The organism is Deltaproteobacteria bacterium IMCC39524 (assembly GCA_029667085.1).
Taxonomy (GTDB): domain Bacteria; phylum Desulfobacterota; class Desulfuromonadia; order Desulfuromonadales; family BM103; genus M0040.
The window spans coordinates 1,014,220-1,032,996 of sequence record JARUHJ010000001.1; the positions used below are offsets into that span (position 1 = coordinate 1,014,220).

The 18,777-nt window shown below is 52.4% G+C and carries 14 protein-coding genes; 5 read left to right on the top strand and 9 right to left on the bottom strand.

Annotated elements, in window-relative coordinates; genetic code table 11:
* Nucleotides 1-839 precede the first annotated feature (839 nt).
* The 4 genes from P9J64_04730 to rimI all read right to left on the bottom strand — a co-directional run bounded on the left by P9J64_04730 (nt 840) and on the right by rimI (nt 6,055).
* Nucleotides 840-3,488 (bottom strand): CBS domain-containing protein, encoded by a 2,649-nt coding sequence (locus P9J64_04730; protein MDG5467624.1) that lies wholly within the window; start codon nt 3,486-3,488, stop codon nt 840-842.
* Nucleotides 3,489-3,637: 149 nt separating this feature from the next.
* Nucleotides 3,638-4,579 carry a dihydroorotate dehydrogenase gene (locus P9J64_04735; protein ID MDG5467625.1) on the bottom strand — a complete coding sequence of 314 codons (942 nt, stop codon included), beginning with the start codon at nt 4,577-4,579 and terminating at the stop codon, nt 3,638-3,640.
* Nucleotides 4,579-5,436, bottom strand: coding sequence for a dihydroorotate dehydrogenase electron transfer subunit (locus P9J64_04740; protein ID MDG5467626.1), 858 nt, complete (start codon nt 5,434-5,436; stop codon nt 4,579-4,581). The genes P9J64_04735 and P9J64_04740 overlap by 1 nt, the downstream gene beginning before the upstream one ends.
* A 166-nt stretch (nt 5,437-5,602) precedes the next feature.
* Entirely contained in the window at nt 5,603-6,055 is a 453-nt protein-coding gene (rimI, locus tag P9J64_04745) for a ribosomal protein S18-alanine N-acetyltransferase (protein MDG5467627.1), read from the bottom strand.
* A 251-nt stretch (nt 6,056-6,306) separates the two neighbouring features.
* Here rimI and purM point away from each other — a divergent pair, with 251 nt between their 5' ends.
* From purM to rpmB, 5 genes are all read left to right on the top strand, one after another.
* The gene (purM, locus tag P9J64_04750) at nt 6,307-7,338 is read left to right on the top strand and encodes a phosphoribosylformylglycinamidine cyclo-ligase (GenBank protein MDG5467628.1); all 1,032 of its coding nucleotides are present in this window, start codon (nt 6,307-6,309) and stop codon (nt 7,336-7,338) included.
* Between the two features lie 145 nt (nt 7,339-7,483).
* On the top strand, nt 7,484-8,146 hold the full coding sequence (purN, locus tag P9J64_04755) for a phosphoribosylglycinamide formyltransferase (protein ID MDG5467629.1): 663 nt from the start codon (nt 7,484-7,486) through the stop codon (nt 8,144-8,146).
* 8 nt (nt 8,147-8,154) lie between these two features.
* The gene (locus P9J64_04760) at nt 8,155-8,634 is read left to right on the top strand and encodes a DUF523 domain-containing protein (GenBank protein ID MDG5467630.1); all 480 of its coding nucleotides are present in this window, start codon (nt 8,155-8,157) and stop codon (nt 8,632-8,634) included.
* A gap of 218 nt (nt 8,635-8,852) precedes the next feature.
* Entirely contained in the window at nt 8,853-10,112 is a 1,260-nt protein-coding gene (locus P9J64_04765) for a hypothetical protein (GenBank protein MDG5467631.1), read from the top strand.
* Nucleotides 10,113-10,182: 70 nt separating this feature from the next.
* Nucleotides 10,183-10,374 (top strand): 50S ribosomal protein L28, encoded by a 192-nt coding sequence (gene rpmB, locus P9J64_04770; protein ID MDG5467632.1) that lies wholly within the window; start codon nt 10,183-10,185, stop codon nt 10,372-10,374.
* Nucleotides 10,375-10,469: 95 nt separating this feature from the next.
* On the opposite strand, the gene P9J64_04775 is transcribed toward rpmB, so the two are convergent.
* The 5 genes from P9J64_04775 to dnaE form a co-directional block, all read right to left on the bottom strand.
* Entirely contained in the window at nt 10,470-11,933 is a 1,464-nt protein-coding gene (locus P9J64_04775; GenBank protein ID MDG5467633.1) for a PAS domain-containing sensor histidine kinase, read from the bottom strand.
* A 127-nt stretch (nt 11,934-12,060) separates the two neighbouring features.
* Nucleotides 12,061-12,837, bottom strand: coding sequence for a septal ring lytic transglycosylase RlpA family protein (locus P9J64_04780; protein ID MDG5467634.1), 777 nt, complete (start codon nt 12,835-12,837; stop codon nt 12,061-12,063).
* 32 nt (nt 12,838-12,869) lie between these two features.
* Entirely contained in the window at nt 12,870-13,799 is a 930-nt protein-coding gene (locus P9J64_04785) for a PfkB family carbohydrate kinase (GenBank protein ID MDG5467635.1), read from the bottom strand.
* A 240-nt stretch (nt 13,800-14,039) separates the two neighbouring features.
* Nucleotides 14,040-14,999, bottom strand: a complete 960-nt coding sequence (accA, locus tag P9J64_04790; protein MDG5467636.1) for an acetyl-CoA carboxylase carboxyl transferase subunit alpha — start codon at nt 14,997-14,999, stop codon at nt 14,040-14,042.
* A gap of 75 nt (nt 15,000-15,074) precedes the next feature.
* Nucleotides 15,075-18,563 (bottom strand): DNA polymerase III subunit alpha, encoded by a 3,489-nt coding sequence (gene dnaE, locus P9J64_04795; GenBank protein ID MDG5467637.1) that lies wholly within the window; start codon nt 18,561-18,563, stop codon nt 15,075-15,077.
* Nucleotides 18,564-18,777 lie beyond the last annotated feature (214 nt).

The window sequence follows — 18,777 nt, forward strand, 5'->3', positions numbered from 1 at the left end:
GACAAGCGGATATTTGTAAGTTGTTGATTTTAATAGATACGTTAGTACTGGGTGAATATTTTTTTAAAATTCTGTAATGCTTCGAAATCGGCTGAAAACTTTTAACAGGGATAGACAGGATGGAGAGGATAAGACATAAAGATTTGACTCAAGACATTGAGTCTTTTTATTGGCCGCAGATAAGGCCTGATTAGGTCTGATTTTATAAATCTAAACCGATAAATATGCCCTCCGCCAGGAGCAAAGGCGTTTTTGCTTACTTTTGTCGCCGCATGGGCAAAAGTAAGGCGTCTGGCGGGACGAGACCCGCCGGCTTTGGCTTTCCAGTTAGATGACTATAGAAGTATTACAGAGATAGACAGGATGAAGTGGATAAGACAAACGTGTTGAGTCAAAACAATAACCTTTTTTATTGGCCGCAGATAAGGTCTGATAAGGTCTGATTGTAGGAATCTAAACCTATAAATATGTCTACTTATCCGACTCTCAAGCGACTGACCCACCTAGTTGACGAGGTCCTTGGGAAACTCTACTGCACTGACAGGACGAAGACCGAGCACTCTTACGACAACCCCAGCTTAAAGCACGACCGTTAGGCCCCCTGAAACGGGCCGGAAGGACAAAGCTTCTGTAAATAGAAAGCACAGAAAACTGGCAAAGGAATATGCCCTCCGCCAGGAGCCAGTCTTTTTGCTTACTTTTTTGACGTTATAAAAAGTAAGGCGTCTGGCGGGACGCGACCCGCCGGTTCTAGGCTTATTGTTAGATGACTACAGAGGCGGGAGATGACCACTACTTGTATGGGACAGCCCCCTTAACACCGGGGACAGTCCCTATGGTTATCCGGAAGGGTATTTCTTCTGCACAAAAACCCTCTCATCCTCAACACTCACAACCCGCCCATCCAACCGCGCATAGAGCAAGGCATCAAGGATTTCGCGATACACAGGGCCCGGCTGAAAACCCAGAGCTTCGAGATCATGGCCTGTAAGCAGCGGTTGAGCATCACGCAGGTGAGTGATGTATTGAGAGATCCATTGCCGCACCAGATCCTGGGAAGTTCGGGCCATCATGAAGAGCAGAATCTCTGTCGACAGAGGTTTAAACCACCGGTACAGGCTGCTCGCCTTTGGCGGGCGCATCCCTTCAGGACGGGATTCCAGGCGCTTCAGTATGCCCAGGGCCGTGCTTCGTTGCTGGTTCAGCATGTCACGATAACGGGGAACCAGCTGCAGGCGTTCCGAAAGGCTGGTGATTTCCTCGCGATCAAGAACAGCGGTAAACACCAGGAAATAGCAGAACCAACGCTCGCAGGGCTGACCGGTATAGAGCAGGTCGTACCAGTCGGTGGTACGCCTGGCTTCATCGAAAGACTTGGAATAATCGATTTTGCTGGTTAACTTGGGGTGAATCTGCCTGAGCACATCCAGTCGAGCCAGTCGTGACACCGCTGGCAGCGGACGCGGCTCATTGAGGATCAGGAAGAGTTCGCTAAAGAGTCGATGCCCACTGACCTTTTCCATTAAACCAAGTCGCACGGCGCTGTTGAGCAGGTGTTCGGTTTGCTTGCCAATTTTGAAGCCAAGGCGTTGCTCGAAGCGTACGGCACGAAAAACCCGGGTCGGATCTTCGACAAAGCTTAAGTTATGAAGAACTCGCAGCACCTTGTCATCAATATCGCGCTGTCCGCCATAATAGTCGAACAATGAGCCGTAGGCGTTCTGGTTCAAACTGATCGCCAGGGTATTGATGGTAAAATCGCGGCGACTGAGATCCATCTTCACCGAAGCATGTTCAACATCAGGCAAAGCCCCTGGTCGCAGATAATACTCCATCCGTGCCGAGGCAACATCGATCTTGAAATCATCCGGGAAGATCAGAACCGCGGTGCCGAACTTGTGATGACAGCGCACCCGGCAATCGTTTTGCCGGGCAAAAGCCTCAGCAAAGCCAACGCCATCACCTTCAACCACAAGATCGAGATCCAGGTTGGTTTTATTCATCAGGAGGTCGCGAACAAACCCGCCGACAACAAAGACCTTGAGGTCGAGCCCGTCAGCCACCTGGCCGAGCTGGGTCAGCAAATCCTGAATGCGTTTCGGCAAGCGATTACGGATCAAGCGCTGAATCTGACCGGCCCGGTAACGTCTACCACCGCGATTGACCAGGTTGGTTTCGCCGGAGCGCGTCGGCGTGCCGACGCTGCTGGCAAGGTGGCGCAAGAGGTCCGTGCGGGTGATCGCCCCCACCAGCCGCCCCCCCTCGACGACAGGTGCGAAGCGTTGATTACTTTCGACGAAGAGCGTCTTCAAAACGGCAACGGAGGTCTGTGGTGTCACCTGTTGGAAATCGCTGGTCATGATTTCACTGACCGGTTGGTCCTGCAGGCCGTGATAAACGGCCTTGTCGACAAGTTGCCGTGAGATGATGCCGACGACCTCATCCTTGCTTAAAACCGGAATGGCATTGATGTTATAGCGCGAAAGAATCTGATGCGCTTCGGCCACCGAGTCTTCGGCAACAACTGATTTAACGGGTGTCGACATCAGGTGACGGGCTTGCCATTGCGGCTTGATGTGCTGTTGCAAAACCTTCGGCAACTGTTCCAGAATTTGCAGCAAAGTCTGGTCGCGTACTGAGCAGGAGGCCGCCGAAGCATGTCCTCCCCCGCCGAACTCGTGCAATATATTGCCGACGTGGACGTCTTCCAGACGGGAACGTGCAACGAGGAACACCCGACTCTCCATGCGCACCACCACAAAGAGGACGTCGAGGTTCTCCATGTCTTTAAGCTTGTGGGCCAGGGTAGCGATATCACCAACAAAGTAGTCGATCGAAGCGTGGGCAATGGCGACATTAATGCCGTGAATATTGAGGATGCTTTTACTTGCGAGCAGATCATTGAGCAGGTGGACCTGGTCGGGAGTCATCTCCTGCACGATCAGATCAGCAACCGTATTGAGATTAGCGCCCTGGGTGAGCAGGTAGGCGGCGGCCTCGTAATCCTTAACGGTTGTCGTGTGAAAGGTCAGGCTGCCGGTGTCCTCGTAGAGGCCGAGCATCATCATGGTCGCTTCGTCGGAGGTCAGTTCAAGCCCCTGGTTCATGAAGATATGACTGAACACCGTGACCGTGGAGCCAACCGCTTCGACGTGTTCGAGTGAACCCTTCAGGCTGCGGGCCTTGGCTTCATGATGATCATAAATGTGGATGTCGACCCCGGGGCGTTTAGCGATCGCTCCGAAAGGGCCGATGCGGGACGCCTGACGCACGTCCACCAGAATCAGGCGGCTGACCTCGTCAAGATCAATGTCACGGGCACGCTTGAAGCCGAAGACATATTGAACACTACTCAGGAAGAACTCACGCAGGCTGCGCTCCTGGCCACCGGGGAACACCATCACAGCATCGGGATAAAGACGCTTGGCCGCGATCATCGAACCAAGACAATCGAAATCCGCGTTGATGTGGGTGGTGATGACTTCCATAGGCCCCCGTGGCGCGTGGCTTGTGGCGCGTGGCGTGAAAAGCAACGAGCAACCAACCATATTGAAATTACTTATATTCTACCACTTGAATCTTCAGCAGTCAGCCAAAGAAAGCCTCTTCGCGCCGCACGCCACACGCCACGCGCTACTCAGAATTTAAGGCTTCCTATCAAATCATGAATATCGTCAATACCCTCTGCGACCAGGAACTCCTCGATACCTTCGATGATTGAGATCATGGCCGTCGGGTCGACAAAATTGGCAGTACCCACCTGAACCGCCTTGGCACCGACGATCAGGAACTCGAGGGCGTCCATGGCCTTGACAATGCCGCCGATGCCGATAACCGGAACCGAGACGGTCTGTACGACCTGGTGAACCATACGCACGGCAACGGGTCGGATCGCAGGGCCGGAGAGGCCACCGGTCATATTGGCGATACGGGGTTTGCGAGTATTCACATCCACCGACATGCCGGTGAGCGTGTTGATGCAGGCGATGGCATCGGCACCGGCCTCTTCAACCGCACGGGCAACCACGGTGATATCGGTCACGTTGGGGGTCAACTTGACGATCAGGGGCTTTTGCAGGTTCTTTCGGACCAGGGCAACAACCTCGCTGGCCGCCTTCGGATCGGTACCGAAGACAATGCCCCCCTGCTTGACGTTCGGGCAGGAGATATTCAGCTCCCCGGCTGCAATCTCCGGAATGTCGTTGAGACGCTTGGCGACCTCACCATACTCTTCGAGGGTGTTGCCGAAGAAGTTGGCGATCACCGGGGTGTTGACGGTGCGCAGGAAAGGCATCTTGTGCTGGATAAAAGCATCGATGCCAACATTCTGCAGGCCGATGGCGTTGAGCATGCCGCTGACGGTTTCTGCAATACGGGGGGTCGGGTTGCCGGCCTTCGGCTTAAGGGAAAGTCCCTTGGTGACGATGGCGCCGATCTTCTCCATGTCGATAAAGGGTGTATATTCTTCACCGTAGCCAAAGGTTCCCGATGCGGGCATAACCGGGTTGCGCAGCTTGATGCCGGCAATCTCCACGGACATGTCGGGCCGTCTAACAATATCTTTCTTTAACTCGCTCATCAGGCGCACCCCCCGCAGTCTTTATCAGTTTTGCCAATAGCACTCCAATCCAGGTACTGCGATTTAAAAACCGGCCCGACCTTGCAGGAGCAGAGATAACTCGGTTTTTCTTCGGTATGCCCTGCCCCTTTTACGACGCAGCCCAAGCAGGCACCGACACCGCAGGCCATGGACTCTTCCAGTGAGACCTGTAAAGGCGTCTTGTACTTGACACAGATGTCATGAACCGCAGCGAGCATCGGCATAGGGCCGCAAGTAAAGACCTCTGTCTCTGGATACTTCTGCAGCTTGCGCTCCAGAACCTGGGTTACCAGCCCTGCCTCACCGAGACTTCCGTCATCCGTTGAGATGTAGGTTTCTACGCCGAGACGTTCGAATTCAGTGACCGCCAGGATGTCATCACGGGTCCGGCCGCCCATCAACAGGCGCACCTTGCAGCCATTGTCAACCAGCTCTCCGGCCAGCATGTAAAGCGGGACCAGGCCGATACCGCCGCCCACCAGGATTTTCTCGCCTTTCCGTGAGGTGCAATCGAACCCATTGCCTAAGGGCCCCAACAGCTCAACCTTGTCGCCTTCGTGAAGCTCGGCCATGATACTGGTACCGCTACCGACAACCTTATAAACGATCTCGACGAATTCCTTCGGCGGCAGGCCATCACAATCGGCGGGTAGAAATCCGGTGCGGAAGATGCCGAAAGGTCGCCTCAACAGGGGCGGCAGAGAGCGCTGCACACGAAACATGATAAATTGCCCGGCGTGAGCATTCTCGCCAAAGCCGGGAGCCAGGATCTTCATCCGGAAATAACCGGGCGAAATCTCCTGGTTGGAAATAATCTTGGTCCTGTAATTTTTCATAAAGGCCTATTCTCCTGAAGTTTCAAAATCAACAACTTAAAAAATTATTTAACGCAGAGGCGCAAAGACGCAGAGGAAAACCTCTTAACTTCCTAACAAAGCGCTTCAAACCCATATCTTTACTCTGCTTCTCCGCGCCTTAGCGTTGAGAAAAGTAGACAAGGCATCATAGTCGGTAAGTCATAAGCAGTGCATCTTCACCATCGGGGTAATAAGAGGGGCGAGTCCCGTCAATGGTAAAACCGAAACGCTCGTAAAGCCTTATGGCCGGTTTATTGGTCAGGCGAACCTCAAGGCAGACAGAGGTTAGCCCCTCTTTCTGGCTTCGTTCGATGGCATGAGCTAGCAGCGCGGCCGCGATCCCCCGTCGACGCATCTGCGGCAAGGTCGCCAGATTCTGGATCTGCAATTCTCCGGCAATCAGCCAACTACACAAAAAACCCGCCAACTGCTCCCCGTGCCAGTAGAGATCGATGGTTGCAACCCTGGACTCAAGTTCATCGACAAAATGCCGCTCACTCCAGGGATCAGACTGACTGGCACACTCGAGCTGATGCACGGCAGCCAGATCCTTAAGCTGCATCGTCACGATTCTGTCGCCGATGGGTAAAGTGGTCATTTGATCGATTTGCATGAAGAACCCAAAAAGGCTTTAAGGTTTTAAGGCTATAATGCTTTAAAGATTTTCAACATTACAGCTCTATAGCCCTACAGCTTACAGCGGCCTATGATATGTCACCTCTGTCGGCCTGTAAAGAGGGAGATTACTGCCGTTTTTCAAGGTTTGCAATTGACAACCTGAGGGCAGTGTTTTATTTATTGTGGCTACCCTTCAATATGAGGAGAACAACCTTGTCTGATCGTTCCAGTATGACCTATAAAGGCGCCGGCGTAGATATCGAAGCCGGTAATCGTTTTGTCGACATCATCAAGCCCCTGGTCAAGTCGACCATCCGCCCCGAAGTTCTCACCGACATCGGTGGCTTCGGCGGTCTCTTTGCCTTGAACAAGGACAAATACAAGTCCCCTGTTCTGGTTTCCTCGACAGACGGAGTCGGCACCAAGTTGAAGCTGGCGTTCGAACTTGATCGTCACAACACGGTCGGCATTGACCTGGTCGCCATGTGCGTGAACGACATCATCGTACAGGGCGCTGAGCCGCTGTTCTTCCTCGACTACCTGGGAACAGGCATGTTGGCTCCGGAAAAAGCGGCCGAGGTCGTTGAAGGCATCGCAGAGGGCTGCCGGCAGGCCGGTTGTGCCCTGATCGGTGGCGAGACAGCCGAGATGCCCGGTTTCTACAGCGAAGGCGAATACGATCTGGCTGGCTTTACGGTTGGCGTGGTCGATCGCGACGCAATCATCGACGGTTCGACCATTCAGGATGGTGAAGCGATCATCGGCATTGCCTCAAACGGCTTGCATTCGAACGGCTTCTCACTGGCCCGGCGAATCGCCACGGAGCGTTTGCAAGGAGGTCTCGAGACCGTCCTGCCCGGGATGGACGAATCCCTCGGTGACGCCATGCTGCGCCCGACCAGAATTTACGTTAAATCAATCCTCAACCTGCTGCGTGACTTTGAGATCCACGGCATGGCCCACATCACGGGTGGCGGCTTGCTTGAGAATGTGCCTCGCATCCTGCCTCGCCACTGTAAAGCAGTTATCAAAAAGGACTCCTGGCCCAAGCTGCCCCTTTTCGAGCTGCTGCGTGAAGCCGGCAACATCGAAGAGCAAGAGATGTTCCGTACCTTCAACTACGGTATCGGCATGGTTCTCGTGGTGCCGAAAGATTCCGCTGACGACATTATCTCCCGTCTGAAAGGTCTCAACGAAGAAGCCTATATCATCGGCGAAATTGACACCTGTAAAGGCGAGTGCAATCAGGTGGATCTGGTTTAGGATCGGGGGCTGGGGACTGGGGATCAGGGGCTGGCCTCTGTAAACACATGGAATGCCCAGTGCCCGTAAAAAACAACGAGATCTTTATTTTTCTCAAGTCACTGGTCGCTAGTCACTAGTCACAGTCTTACCCTGGAGAAGCTCCATGTCTAAATTATTGCGTATCGGTGTTCTGGCCTCGGGTGGCGGCACAAACCTGCAAGCGATCATCGATCGTTGCATGGACGGCAGCCTTGCTGCCGAGATCGCTGTTGTCATCGCTAACAATCCCGGCGCCGGCGCCCTGGAACGTGCAAAAAATGCCGGGGTACCAACTCTCTGCATCAATCATCGAGATTTTTCCCGACGTGAGGACTTTGACAGTGCCGTCGTCAAGGCACTGCAGGACGCTGGAGTCGAACTTGTTGTTCTGGCAGGCTTTATGCGCATCATCACCCAGACCTTTATCGATGCCTTCCCGGAGCGTATTATCAACATTCATCCGGCCCTGCTACCGGCTTTTCCGGGCTTACATGTTCAGCAGCAGGCCCTCGATTACGGGGCACGCTTTTCCGGCTGCACAGTGCATCTCGTCGATGGCGGCGTTGATACAGGCCCCATCATCATGCAAGCCGTCGTACCGATTCTTGCCGATGATGATGCCGACACCCTTGCTGCGCGCATTCTTGAACAGGAGCACCGAATTTACCCTCGCGCCATCCAGCTGATCGCCGAAGGTCGTGTCCACATCAATGGCCGGCAGGTAAAGATCGACCTGGATGGCGTTGTTGAGACAACCGCCCTGGTCAACCCTGCCGTCGCAGACTGATTGTTCCAATGGATAAAAAAGAGAGTCCCAAAACAAACGGTGAAACTATCCTGGTCAGCGCCTGCCTGCTCGGATTGCCGACCCGCTATGACGGCAAGTCCAAACGTTCTCAGCAGGTTCTCGAGTACCTGCAAGGTGAAAACTTAACGCCAATTCCGGTCTGCCCGGAGCAACTCGCCGGCATGACAACCCCCAGAGACAAGACATTTTTCCTGTCAGGTGACGGCCGGGCCGTTCTCGCCGGCAAGGGTGAAGCTGTTTCGGAGAATGGCCTGTCTATGAATGCCGTTTTCTGCCATGGCGCAAAACTGACCCTGGAGATTGCCCGTCTAAGCAGCTGCCGCAGGGCGCTACTGAAAGAGGGCAGCCCTTCATGTGGTGTACACAGGGTTTACCTGGGAGAAGACAAGGTTGCCGGCGTGGGTGTCACCAGTGCACTGCTGATAAACTCCGGTTTGGACGTTATCTCGGAAGAAGACCTCAAATAACCGTAGACTGAACATCTATGGGGCCTGCCCCCATCTTAAGCGGTCATACATTAACGCAAAGACGCAAAGTTTAAAGAAAGACGCCAAGAGAACCATAGCTTTTATCACTGGCTTAACCCTTTGCGCCTTTCTTGGTTTTCTTTGCGCCTTTGCGTTACGCTTTTGAATAAAAAAATTGTCTCCACAATAACAATAACGAATCGAACCTTAACAACATCATGAGCAGCAAACACTACGACATAGTCATCATCGGCGGATCCGTTGCCGCCCGTATTGCAGCAGCGCTCCTCGCCAAGCAAGGCAACAGGGTGCTTTTTTTACGCAATCAGGAAGCCAAAGCACCGGCCTGGTTCCATTCCTCGCTCTTTCTGGAGAAACTGCTCGGAGTGCTGGGTGGACGCGCCTGCTTTGTCGCACAGCAGCCGATTCAGGTCATCTCTGAGAAAGCCAGAGTCACCTTGAGCAGCGACGTTCAACTCGAGGATGAATTATGCAGAGAGTTCGGCGCTGACGGGAAAGCCGTCAATCAATGGCTTGAAGAGCTCCGGCTTCAGGGCATTAAGCTGGAGGAGTTTTTCTGGGAGATTGGTGGCTTGCCATGGCCGTCCCTGAAAGCAAAGGGTCGTTTTAAACTCCTCAGCCTGAAACGTCGCATTAACTGGCAAGAGTTGGAAGTACCGGTATCTCAAAGCATGGAGAAGTTTAGCGGGGCGGCAAAATGCTTTTTGACCGACCTCCTTCAAGGTCTCTCCTCCACCAGGATCACGCAGCTTTCTTATTCCAGGGCGGCCATGCTCTGGGCTCAGACATTGCGCCCGGAGAATCTTAAGGAGCCTGATTTCAGCGAAATGCTGAACAAGCGGTTTGAGCAGTTTCATGGAGCAAAGGGTCAAATCGACGACCTGAAGTCGCTTGATTACAACGGTTCCAAATGGACAGGGGGTGTATTCAAGTCGGGCGGGGCCTTTACGGCAGACAACTTCCTGCTTGGCGACAAACGATGGATCGACAAGTTTGCGCCCCTGGAGAGGAGCAGACTTCCCCTGCCTGAGCCTCCTGCTGTGTACCGTACCAGCAACCTGGCTGGTCAGCTATCACCTCTCCTTGCCAGTCGCGTTATCTGCGGTGGAGAACTACCGATGCGCATGGCAATAGAGGAACACGAAGAGGAGTTACGTGGTCTGATTGTTAGTGATGCCAGGTCATCAGAATCCCTGGTTCGTCTTCAGATGGAGACAATTCTGCCTTTTGCAAAATACCGCCTTTCTGAAGGCTCTCTTCCTCTTGAAGCAGAAATAAACGACAAATCAGATTGTGCCGTAAAACCTTTAGCAAGGCTGCCGATCAGAATAGACAAGAATCTTTATTGTGCAGATCGTACCGTGCTTCTGCCGGAGATGGGCGCTGCAGGTGCAGCTTTACTGGGCTGGACGCTCGCCAAAAACCTTGGAGAAAGAAATGACAAGACCAAAGCTTGAGAAAACCCCTTGCAAAACCCCCTTAACCATGCTAGAAGATTCCGTTCAGAACAAATAGGAGGAACAAACAATGGCGAACGTATGTGATGTCTGTGGGAAGAAATCGATGACTGGCTGTAATGTCAGCCATGCGCATAATAAAACCAAGAAGGTCTTCAAGCCGAACCTGCAGAAGGTACGTGCCGTCCAGAATGGTTCCGTGCGCAGCATGAAAGTTTGTACGCGCTGCATTCGATCAGGGGCTATCCAGAAAGCCAGCTGATCTGATTATTGCGAAAAGACAAAGGGGCCTCCTGTTTCAGGGTGCCCCTTTTTTTCGTTTTCACCTTATGAAAAGAACAGCAACGCTCATGCCCTTTATGGATTGATCGGAAGAGTAAAAGTTACTGTCGTCCCCTCACCAAGACAACTTTTGACAACTATTTCACCGCCATGGTCTTCAATAATCTGCTTTACAATGCCCATCCCCAAACCCAGGCCATGGGTCTTGGCATCATCAGCCTCGCCACGATAGAAACGGTCAAAAACATTATCCACCAGCTCAGGTGACATCCCCTGTCCCTGATCAACGATCGCAAAGGAAACGGTTTCCGGAGCTGTCGTGGTCTGAATTTCTATCGCCCCTCCCTGGGGTGAATATTTTATGGCGTTACTCAACAAGTTGTACAAGACCTGGGTTATGCGACCCGGATCAAACCAGCACCTTTCGGGCAAAGGGTTCGTGTGAACAACAGTGATTCCATGCCGTTCGTTTTTCACCCTTAAAGAACCAACAACTTTTTCGATCACCTCATTCAGCTGCGCTTCCTTTAACACGACACCCAATGAACGCCCGATTTGAATACGGCCGACATCGAGCAAATCGTCCACCAATCGATTGAGAATCTCCGCGTTGCTTTGAATGATGGAGAGGTACTCTTGCTTCTGCTCTTCCTCTAGAGGGAGCCCGGCCTTGTTTTCTAGTAATTCAGAGTAACCGACGATGGCAATCAGAGGGGTGCGTAGTTCATGCGCAGCAGTGGAGATAAAAGCGGTCTTGGCCTGGTCAAGCTTGAGCAGCGCAGCTTCGGCTTTTCTCTGTTCTGTGACATCCTGGACGATACTCAGTATCCTCACCTCACCACCGAAAGCGACGGCCCGACTGGAAACCAGACAGGTCATTGGCCGACCGCCCTTACCGTAAAACTGGCTTTCCAGATTATCTATGAAACCAAACGTCTGAATGGCTGAAACCATGCGCTCACGATCCTTGGGTACTTGCCAGAAACCGAGCTCCTGCGCCGTACGGCCAACAACTTCTTCCATTGTGAAATCTGTATGTTCGGTAAATGCCGGGTTGACCATATGGACAACACCATCCGTTGAGGTGATGATCGTTGCAACCGGATTGGTTTGAAAAAAATCACGAAACAGTTTTTCACTTTGCTGAAGGGCCTCTTCCGTCTCTTTACGTTCGGTTATATCCAACCATGAGCCGATGACTTCCAGCGGTTGACCTGATGCATCACGAACCAGTCGAAGCTCATCGAGGACCCAGAGGTACTCACCATCGTCTTTGCGCAAACGGTACTCATGTTTATGAAAACCGTTCGCAGCAATCCTGGCGTAATCGTCAAAAACACATTCAACATCATCGGGGTGGATCAGGTCTCGCCAGAAGTCTGGATTGCGCAGGCAAATCTTTGTGTCGAAGCCAAAGTGTGAAGTGAGGTTTTCGCTGATAAAGGTCAGATAGAAGGGTTCACCAACGCGACCGGCATAGATAATCGCAGGCGAGAGCGAGAGGATATGGCTGATTCTTTGATTCAAAGGATCTTGCATCTAAGCCCCATTGAAAAATGAGCTAAAGGCTAACCAAAACAAGCAATCGTTTCTGACAAGTGCTTTTGTGATGGCAACATAATAACAGGACAAAGCCATTGTGCAGAGCAGCAACAAAAGTTCATGACTACTGAGCGACGATAAAACTGTTCGGATAACCGTTGGCTTCGATCTCAAGAAGCCCCTGGGAAGCCTTGGCCATGGCGTTAAACAGACCAACCCTGACCCGGTAAAACTTCTGCCCGTTCACCCACCCAGCGACAACCGAGGAGCTGCCATATTGGCCTTTGAGCTTTGCAGCCAAACGGTCTGCATTCTCCTTCACGGTGAAAGCTCCGACCTGGACCATAAACGGCCCGACATCATAGCTGTCCGGTTGCGTGTAGTGAGGCGCGCTCCCGGCGGGGCCTTTGTCCTGGTAGCCAAGGGCCTCAATACGTACATTTGCCGTTCCCGGCCCCACCACCCCCAACTCGCTAGCGGCAGAATACGAGAGATCAATAATGCGGCTTTTGACAAAAGGTCCACGATCATTGACCCGCACAACCGTGGAACGACCGTTATCGAGGTTGGTGACTTTCAGGTGCACGTTCATCGGCAAGGTCTTATGAGCGGCCGTCATGGCATACATGTCGTAAGTTTCACCGTTACTGGTTTTGCGACCATGAAACTTCTTGCCATACCAACTGGCAAGACCCTTCTCAACGAAACCATGCGCAGAAGGGATCGGCTGGTATCTCTGGCCATTAACCTCGTAAGCTCTTTGCGTTGGCTTAACCTTACCCGTTGGCGAAGGGGTCGATGAGGGCGTGTCCAGAACCCGGACATGATAAGTCGGTTCACCGCAAGCAGCAAGCATCAGGAGAATTATGAGAAGAGCATATTGATGAATAAATTTAGTCATATAGACATTGATAAAGGAAGCGGGCCGTCAAGTCAACCGATCGCTTCCGGGGTTGGGCGTTCAGCCTGACACGACAGAAAGCTCTCCACTTCCTGCAAGCTCGGGATGGCCGTTCTTCCGCCTAAAGCGCAAGCTTTCAGAGCCGCACAAGCCGCAGCAAAACGAACAGTCCTTTCGAGAGTCCAATCTTGCAATAAAGCGTAAATATAGCCACCATGAAAGACGTCACCACAGCCGGTCGTATCTATGGTCTTAACAGCAAAGGCCGGTTGATGAATGGGGGGCACGCCTTTGCCCATGCTAAGGCTGCCAGAGTGACCCATGGTAACAGTGACCGCGACCGCTCCATAGCTAAGCAGACCTCGGATAGCGGCCTCGGGATCGTCCTTACCAATAAACTGGCGGGCAAATTTTTCACTCACGACAAGGTGATCAATAAATGGTAGAAGGTCCTCGATACCGGGGCGCAGTGTGCCAGCGTCGAGAACTGTCGTAACGACCTGCCGCCGAGCCAGTTTCGCCACAGCAATCGCCGGGTCGAGATGCAATCCATCCAGATGCAGGATACGGACAGAATCAGCCAGCAGGCCCGGCAGCCCTTCCGGAATAACGGGGGAAGCCGTTCCGCGATGCCAGAAGATATTGCGATGACCCTGAGCATCGACAGTCACAAAAGCAACCTGGCTTGAACTTTGTGGTGATTGGAGCAGGTAGGTGCAATCGACGTTTTCCTGAAACAAGCCCTCGCGAATCTGCCCACCGAAGTCGTCATCACCCACAGCACCTACAATCGCAACCGGCACGCCCAGACGTGACAGCGTTACCAGTGCCGTTGCGACGGGGCCACCACCTTGAACCAGCAAAGAGTTCAACTCTGCTTTCTCATCAAGCGCTGGATAGTTGTCAACCTGACCGAGTATGTCGAGGGAACATTGTCCCAATCCGATGACCAATGGCTTCACGTTACTGTCCCAGCTTCCAGATAAAAACTTTCACCACAGAGTCACGTGGGCACAGAGAAAATCTAACCTTTTGTGAATCTCTCTGTGTTCTCTGTGACTCGAGTGAGAGTAACGAACGGGTGGCAAATAGCTTTTTGGTTTAAAAGTTTGCCTCTGCATTGAATGTTTTCAGCAAACAAAAAGGGACAGAAAATCAATTCTGTCCCTCTAAATTATTACTCAAGCACCTGATTCAACGATCTATTCTTCGATGACCGACATGGCACGGAATTTCTGATAACGCTGCTCGACCAATTCCTCCGGAGAAAGCTGCTTAAGTTCTTCCAGGTGTTTTTTCAAGTATTCCTTCACCGTTGCAGCGGCAGCGACATGATCGTTGTGTGCACCACCAAGAGGTTCGGGTATAACATCATCGATAATCACACCGAGGGAATCAATATCCATGGCCGTCAGCTTAAGCGCTTCAGCCGCCTCTGGGCCACGGGCACCGTCGCTCCAGAGTATCGCGGCGCAACCTTCCGGAGATATAACAGCATAAACCGAGTACTGCAACATCTGCACCTTGTTGCCAACAGCAATCGCCAGAGCTCCACCCGAGCCACCCTCACCGGTCACGGTCACGATCACAGGAACAGTCAGTGCGGCCATCTCGCGCAGGTTTCGGGCAATAGCCTCGGCCTGGCCACGCTCCTCGGCACCAATGCCTGGGAAAGCCCCCGGGGTGTCGACAAAAGTAAAGATCGGCAGGCCGAACTGCTCTGCCATCTTCATAACGCGCAAGGCTTTGCGATAACCTTCCGGATTCGGCATGCCGAAATTCCGGTAAACCTTCTCCTTGGTATCGCGACCTTTCTGGTGACCAATGATCGCGCAGGGCTCGCCATCAAGACGGGCAAAGCCACAAACCAGCGCCGGATCATCGCGGAAATTGCGATCACCATGAACTTCAAACCAGTCGGTAAAGATGTGTTGGACATAATCAAGCGTGTAAGGACGGACCTGATGACGGGCCAACTGGGTGCGCTGCCAGCGGGTCAAATTGGAAAAGATTTCATCACGTAACTTCGCGGACTTCTTCTCCAACTTCTTGATATCAGAGGAGAAGTCAACGTTATCGGTGGTGTAGTCACGCAGTTCGCGAATTTTCTGATCGAGTGCTACCAGGGGTTTTTCAAAGTCTAAAAAAAACTGCATTAGCAGGCTCCTGTGATTTTCAGAGACCAATTCAAAGGGTCGAACTTCATTGTAACTGTTCAACGGGGTAAATGCTCAAACCTATTCGAAGGTTACGACATTATAACCGAACAATTTCTCGACGTCATCCATCATTTCATCACTTGGCTGGATACGCAATTCTTCTGGCAATGATATCACTGTTTCGCTACGATTTGGCACAACCAGATGAATAATCGCATCACACTCTCCACGGTAGCGCGTTACGATCTCTTTCAATGAACGCAACTGACGATCATCCAGACCGGGGGTCGTCAAACGGAAGTGAACCCGTCGGGTCATTCGAGTCTGAACCTCCTTCAGGGGCACGACTTCGTTCACCAGAAGCTTACAGGCATCTTCTCCGATATCCAGAGAGCCCTTGACCAACAGTGCCTCTTCACTGTTAAGAAGCTCCGAGTACTGGGTGTAAGTCTCCGGGAAGACAACTAACTCCACAAAGCCACTCAGGTCTTCCAGAGTGACGAAAGCCATGCGATCTCCTTTACGGGTGTTCAACAACTTGATCCCGGTTACGATACCGCAAACACTCACTTCTTCCTTGTCGGTGCGGTCCATCAGGCCGGACGTATCACAAGTGCTGAAACGCTTGATCGCGTCGCTGTGACGCGCCAGCGGGTGACCGGTAATGTAGAAGCCTATCGCTTCCTTTTCATTACTCAGAAGCACATTCTCCGGCCATTCCTCCAACTCTGGGAGTTTGCCGTAGGCGTGGCCACTCTGGGTAACGATCTGATCTGTGCCAAATAGCGATTCCTGACCGGACTCTTTTTCGCGCTGCATTTTCTGCCCGGACTCCATGGCTTCCTCGACCGCCGCCATGAATTGAGAGCGGTGTTTCTCTAGCGAATCAAAGGCACCGCATTTGACCAGCGCTTCAACAACCCTCTTATTGACCCGACGCAGGTCGACGCGCTCGCAAAAATTATGCAGGGACTCGAAAGGGGGGCCTTCCTCACGAGCCTCGACGATCGCCTCAACAGCACCGCCACCAACTCCTTTGACTGCGCCCAGGCCGAAACGAATATCTTTATCGTGTACGGTGAAATCGCAACACGATGCATTGACATCCGGCGGCAGAATCGCAATCTCCATATTGCGAATCTCGTTGATGTTCTTAATGACTTTCTCGGTATTTTCCATATCCTCGGTGAGCAGCGCGGCCATGAACTCGACCGGGTAGTGAGCCTTGAGGTACGCGGTCTGGTAGGCAATGTAGGCGTAGGCCGCCGAGTGCGACTTGTTAAAGCCATATTCGGCGAACTTTTCCATCTGGTCAAAGACTTTTTCGGCCTTCTTGGTGTCCAGTTTGTTCTCTTTGGCGCCATCGAGGAAAAGCTTTTTCTGCTTGGCCATCTCCTCGGCCTTCTTCTTACCCATAGCTCGCCGCAACAGGTCTGCGCCACCAAGGCTGTAGTTACCAAGGACCTGGGCAATCTGCATGACCTGTTCCTGGTAGACGATAACCCCGTAGGTGTCCTTAAGGAGCGGCTCAAGCTGAGGGAAATCATAAGTAAAGGTTTCGACCCCATGCTTACGCTTGATGAACGAGTCGACCATCCCCGAACCGAGCGGGCCCGGACGGTACAGGGCGACCATTGCGATCAGGTCTTCAAAGCAGGAGGGCTTGAGCTTGATCAGGTACTCTTTCATACCCGATGACTCAAGCTGAAAAACACCGGTCGTTTCACCGCGACTGAGGAGTTGAAATGAGACCTCGTCATCATTTGGGATCAGGTTGAGATCAAAGTCCGGGTTCTTGCCTTCCCTGATCAAGCGCACCGCATTATCGATGACGGTGAGTGTTTTCAAACCGAGAAAGTCAAACTTAACCAGGCCGATCTTCTCGACAAAGCCCATATCAAACTGGGTGACCTGGCCATGCGACTTGGGATCGACATAGAGGGGCAAATATTCGGTCAATGGCTTGGGCGTAACCACGACACCGGCAGCGTGAGTGGATGCGTGGCGAGTTAAACCTTCTAGAGAGAGCGCAACCTCAAAGAGTTTTCTAACCCGGCCGTCTTTCTCGATCAGTTCCCGCAAACGTGGTTCCTGCTTCTGTGCATCCTTGAGCGTGACCTTCTTGCCGGTGGGGTTGGGAATCAACTTGGCAATCGTATCGACCTCACCGTATGGCATCCCCATGCCACGGCCAACATCGCGAATAACAGCGCGTGCCAGCATTGACCCGAAGGTGATGATCTGGGCAACGTTCTCCCGGCCATATTTATCCCGCACGTAGTTGATGACATCCTCGCGTCCGTTGATACAGAAATCGACGTCGATATCGGGCATGGAGATACGTTCAGGGTTCAGAAAACGCTCAAAGAGTAGATGGTACGGGATGGGGTCGATATCGGTAATTCTCAGGGCGAAGGCAACCAGACTGCCGGCCGCACTACCTCGGCCCGGACCAACCGGGATGTTATGATCTTTGGCCCAGTTGATAAAATCGGCGACAATCAGGAAGTAATCGGGGAAACCCATCTGGTTGATGATTCCCAGCTCTTCCTTGAGACGTTCCTTGTAGGCTTCGACTTCTTCTTCAGAAAAATCAGGGCGCAGTTTACGAATTTCGACAAACCGCTCTTCGAGACCAGCATACGAATCCTCTTCGAGTGCCAGGCTCGGGGTCTTGTCTGCTCCAAGCTCCAGCGCCGGGAAATGATAATTCTTGCCGCTTACGTCGAGTTCCAGGTTACAACGCTCGGCAATTTCAACAGTGTTACTGATTGCCTCTGGAACGTGCTTGAAAAGCTCCGCCATTTCATCGGGAGTCTTAACGTAAAATTCCTCGTTGGCAAAACGCATCCGGTTCGGATCGTCCATCGTCTTGCCGGTCTGGATGCAGAGGAGGACTTCGTGGGCAAAAGCATCCTCACGGGTCAGGTAATGGCAGTCATTGGTCGCGACCAGAGGCAAACCGAGATCCTTGCCAAGTTCAATCAGCCCCTTATTGGCGACCTCCTGCTCAGGAAGATAGTTCTCCTGTAATTCAAGATAGAGCCGGTTGTTGTCGAAGATCCTGGACATCTCTTCCGCTCGCTGACGAGCATGATCCATACGACCACGGGTGATCAGACTGGGAATTTCACCGCCAAGGCAGGCAGTAAGAGCAATCAAACCCTCGTTATTTTCCCTGAGCAGATTCCAGTCGATACGCGGCTTGTAATAGAAACCATCCTGATAAGCCGTTGAGACCATGTGGCACAGGTTGCGGTAACCTTTACGGTTTTTGCAGAGGAGAATAAAATGACCGGAAGCGTCACTTGAAGAGGCCGCACCGCTCTTCTCATGGCGCGATCCGGAGGCAACATAAACCTCACAGCCGATAATAGGCTTGACGCCGGCAGCTCGAGCCTTGGAGTAAAACTCCAGGGCTCCAAACATGTTGCCATGATCGGTAACAGCCATTGCAGGCATGCGATATTCACTGGCCCGGTTCACCAGATCGCCAACGCGAATGGCACCGTCGAGCAGGCTGTATTGGGTATGGCAATGCAAGTGGACAAAGTTGGCGTGCTGCATGAGTGGCATAACCTAGAGGTCAGGATTTAAAAAAAGAAACTGCGGGCTGACTGATTCAGAATTTAGTGCTAAAGCAGATGCTACAAGAAGATATTAGAATACAGAGTTCTGGTCTTTGATGGAATGTTAAAATGTCGATTTTGGTGACCTGGATTCGATTTCCCGCAGGTTAAAATCCGGAGGGTCTCGTCCGACCGGCACGACCTTTTCCGTT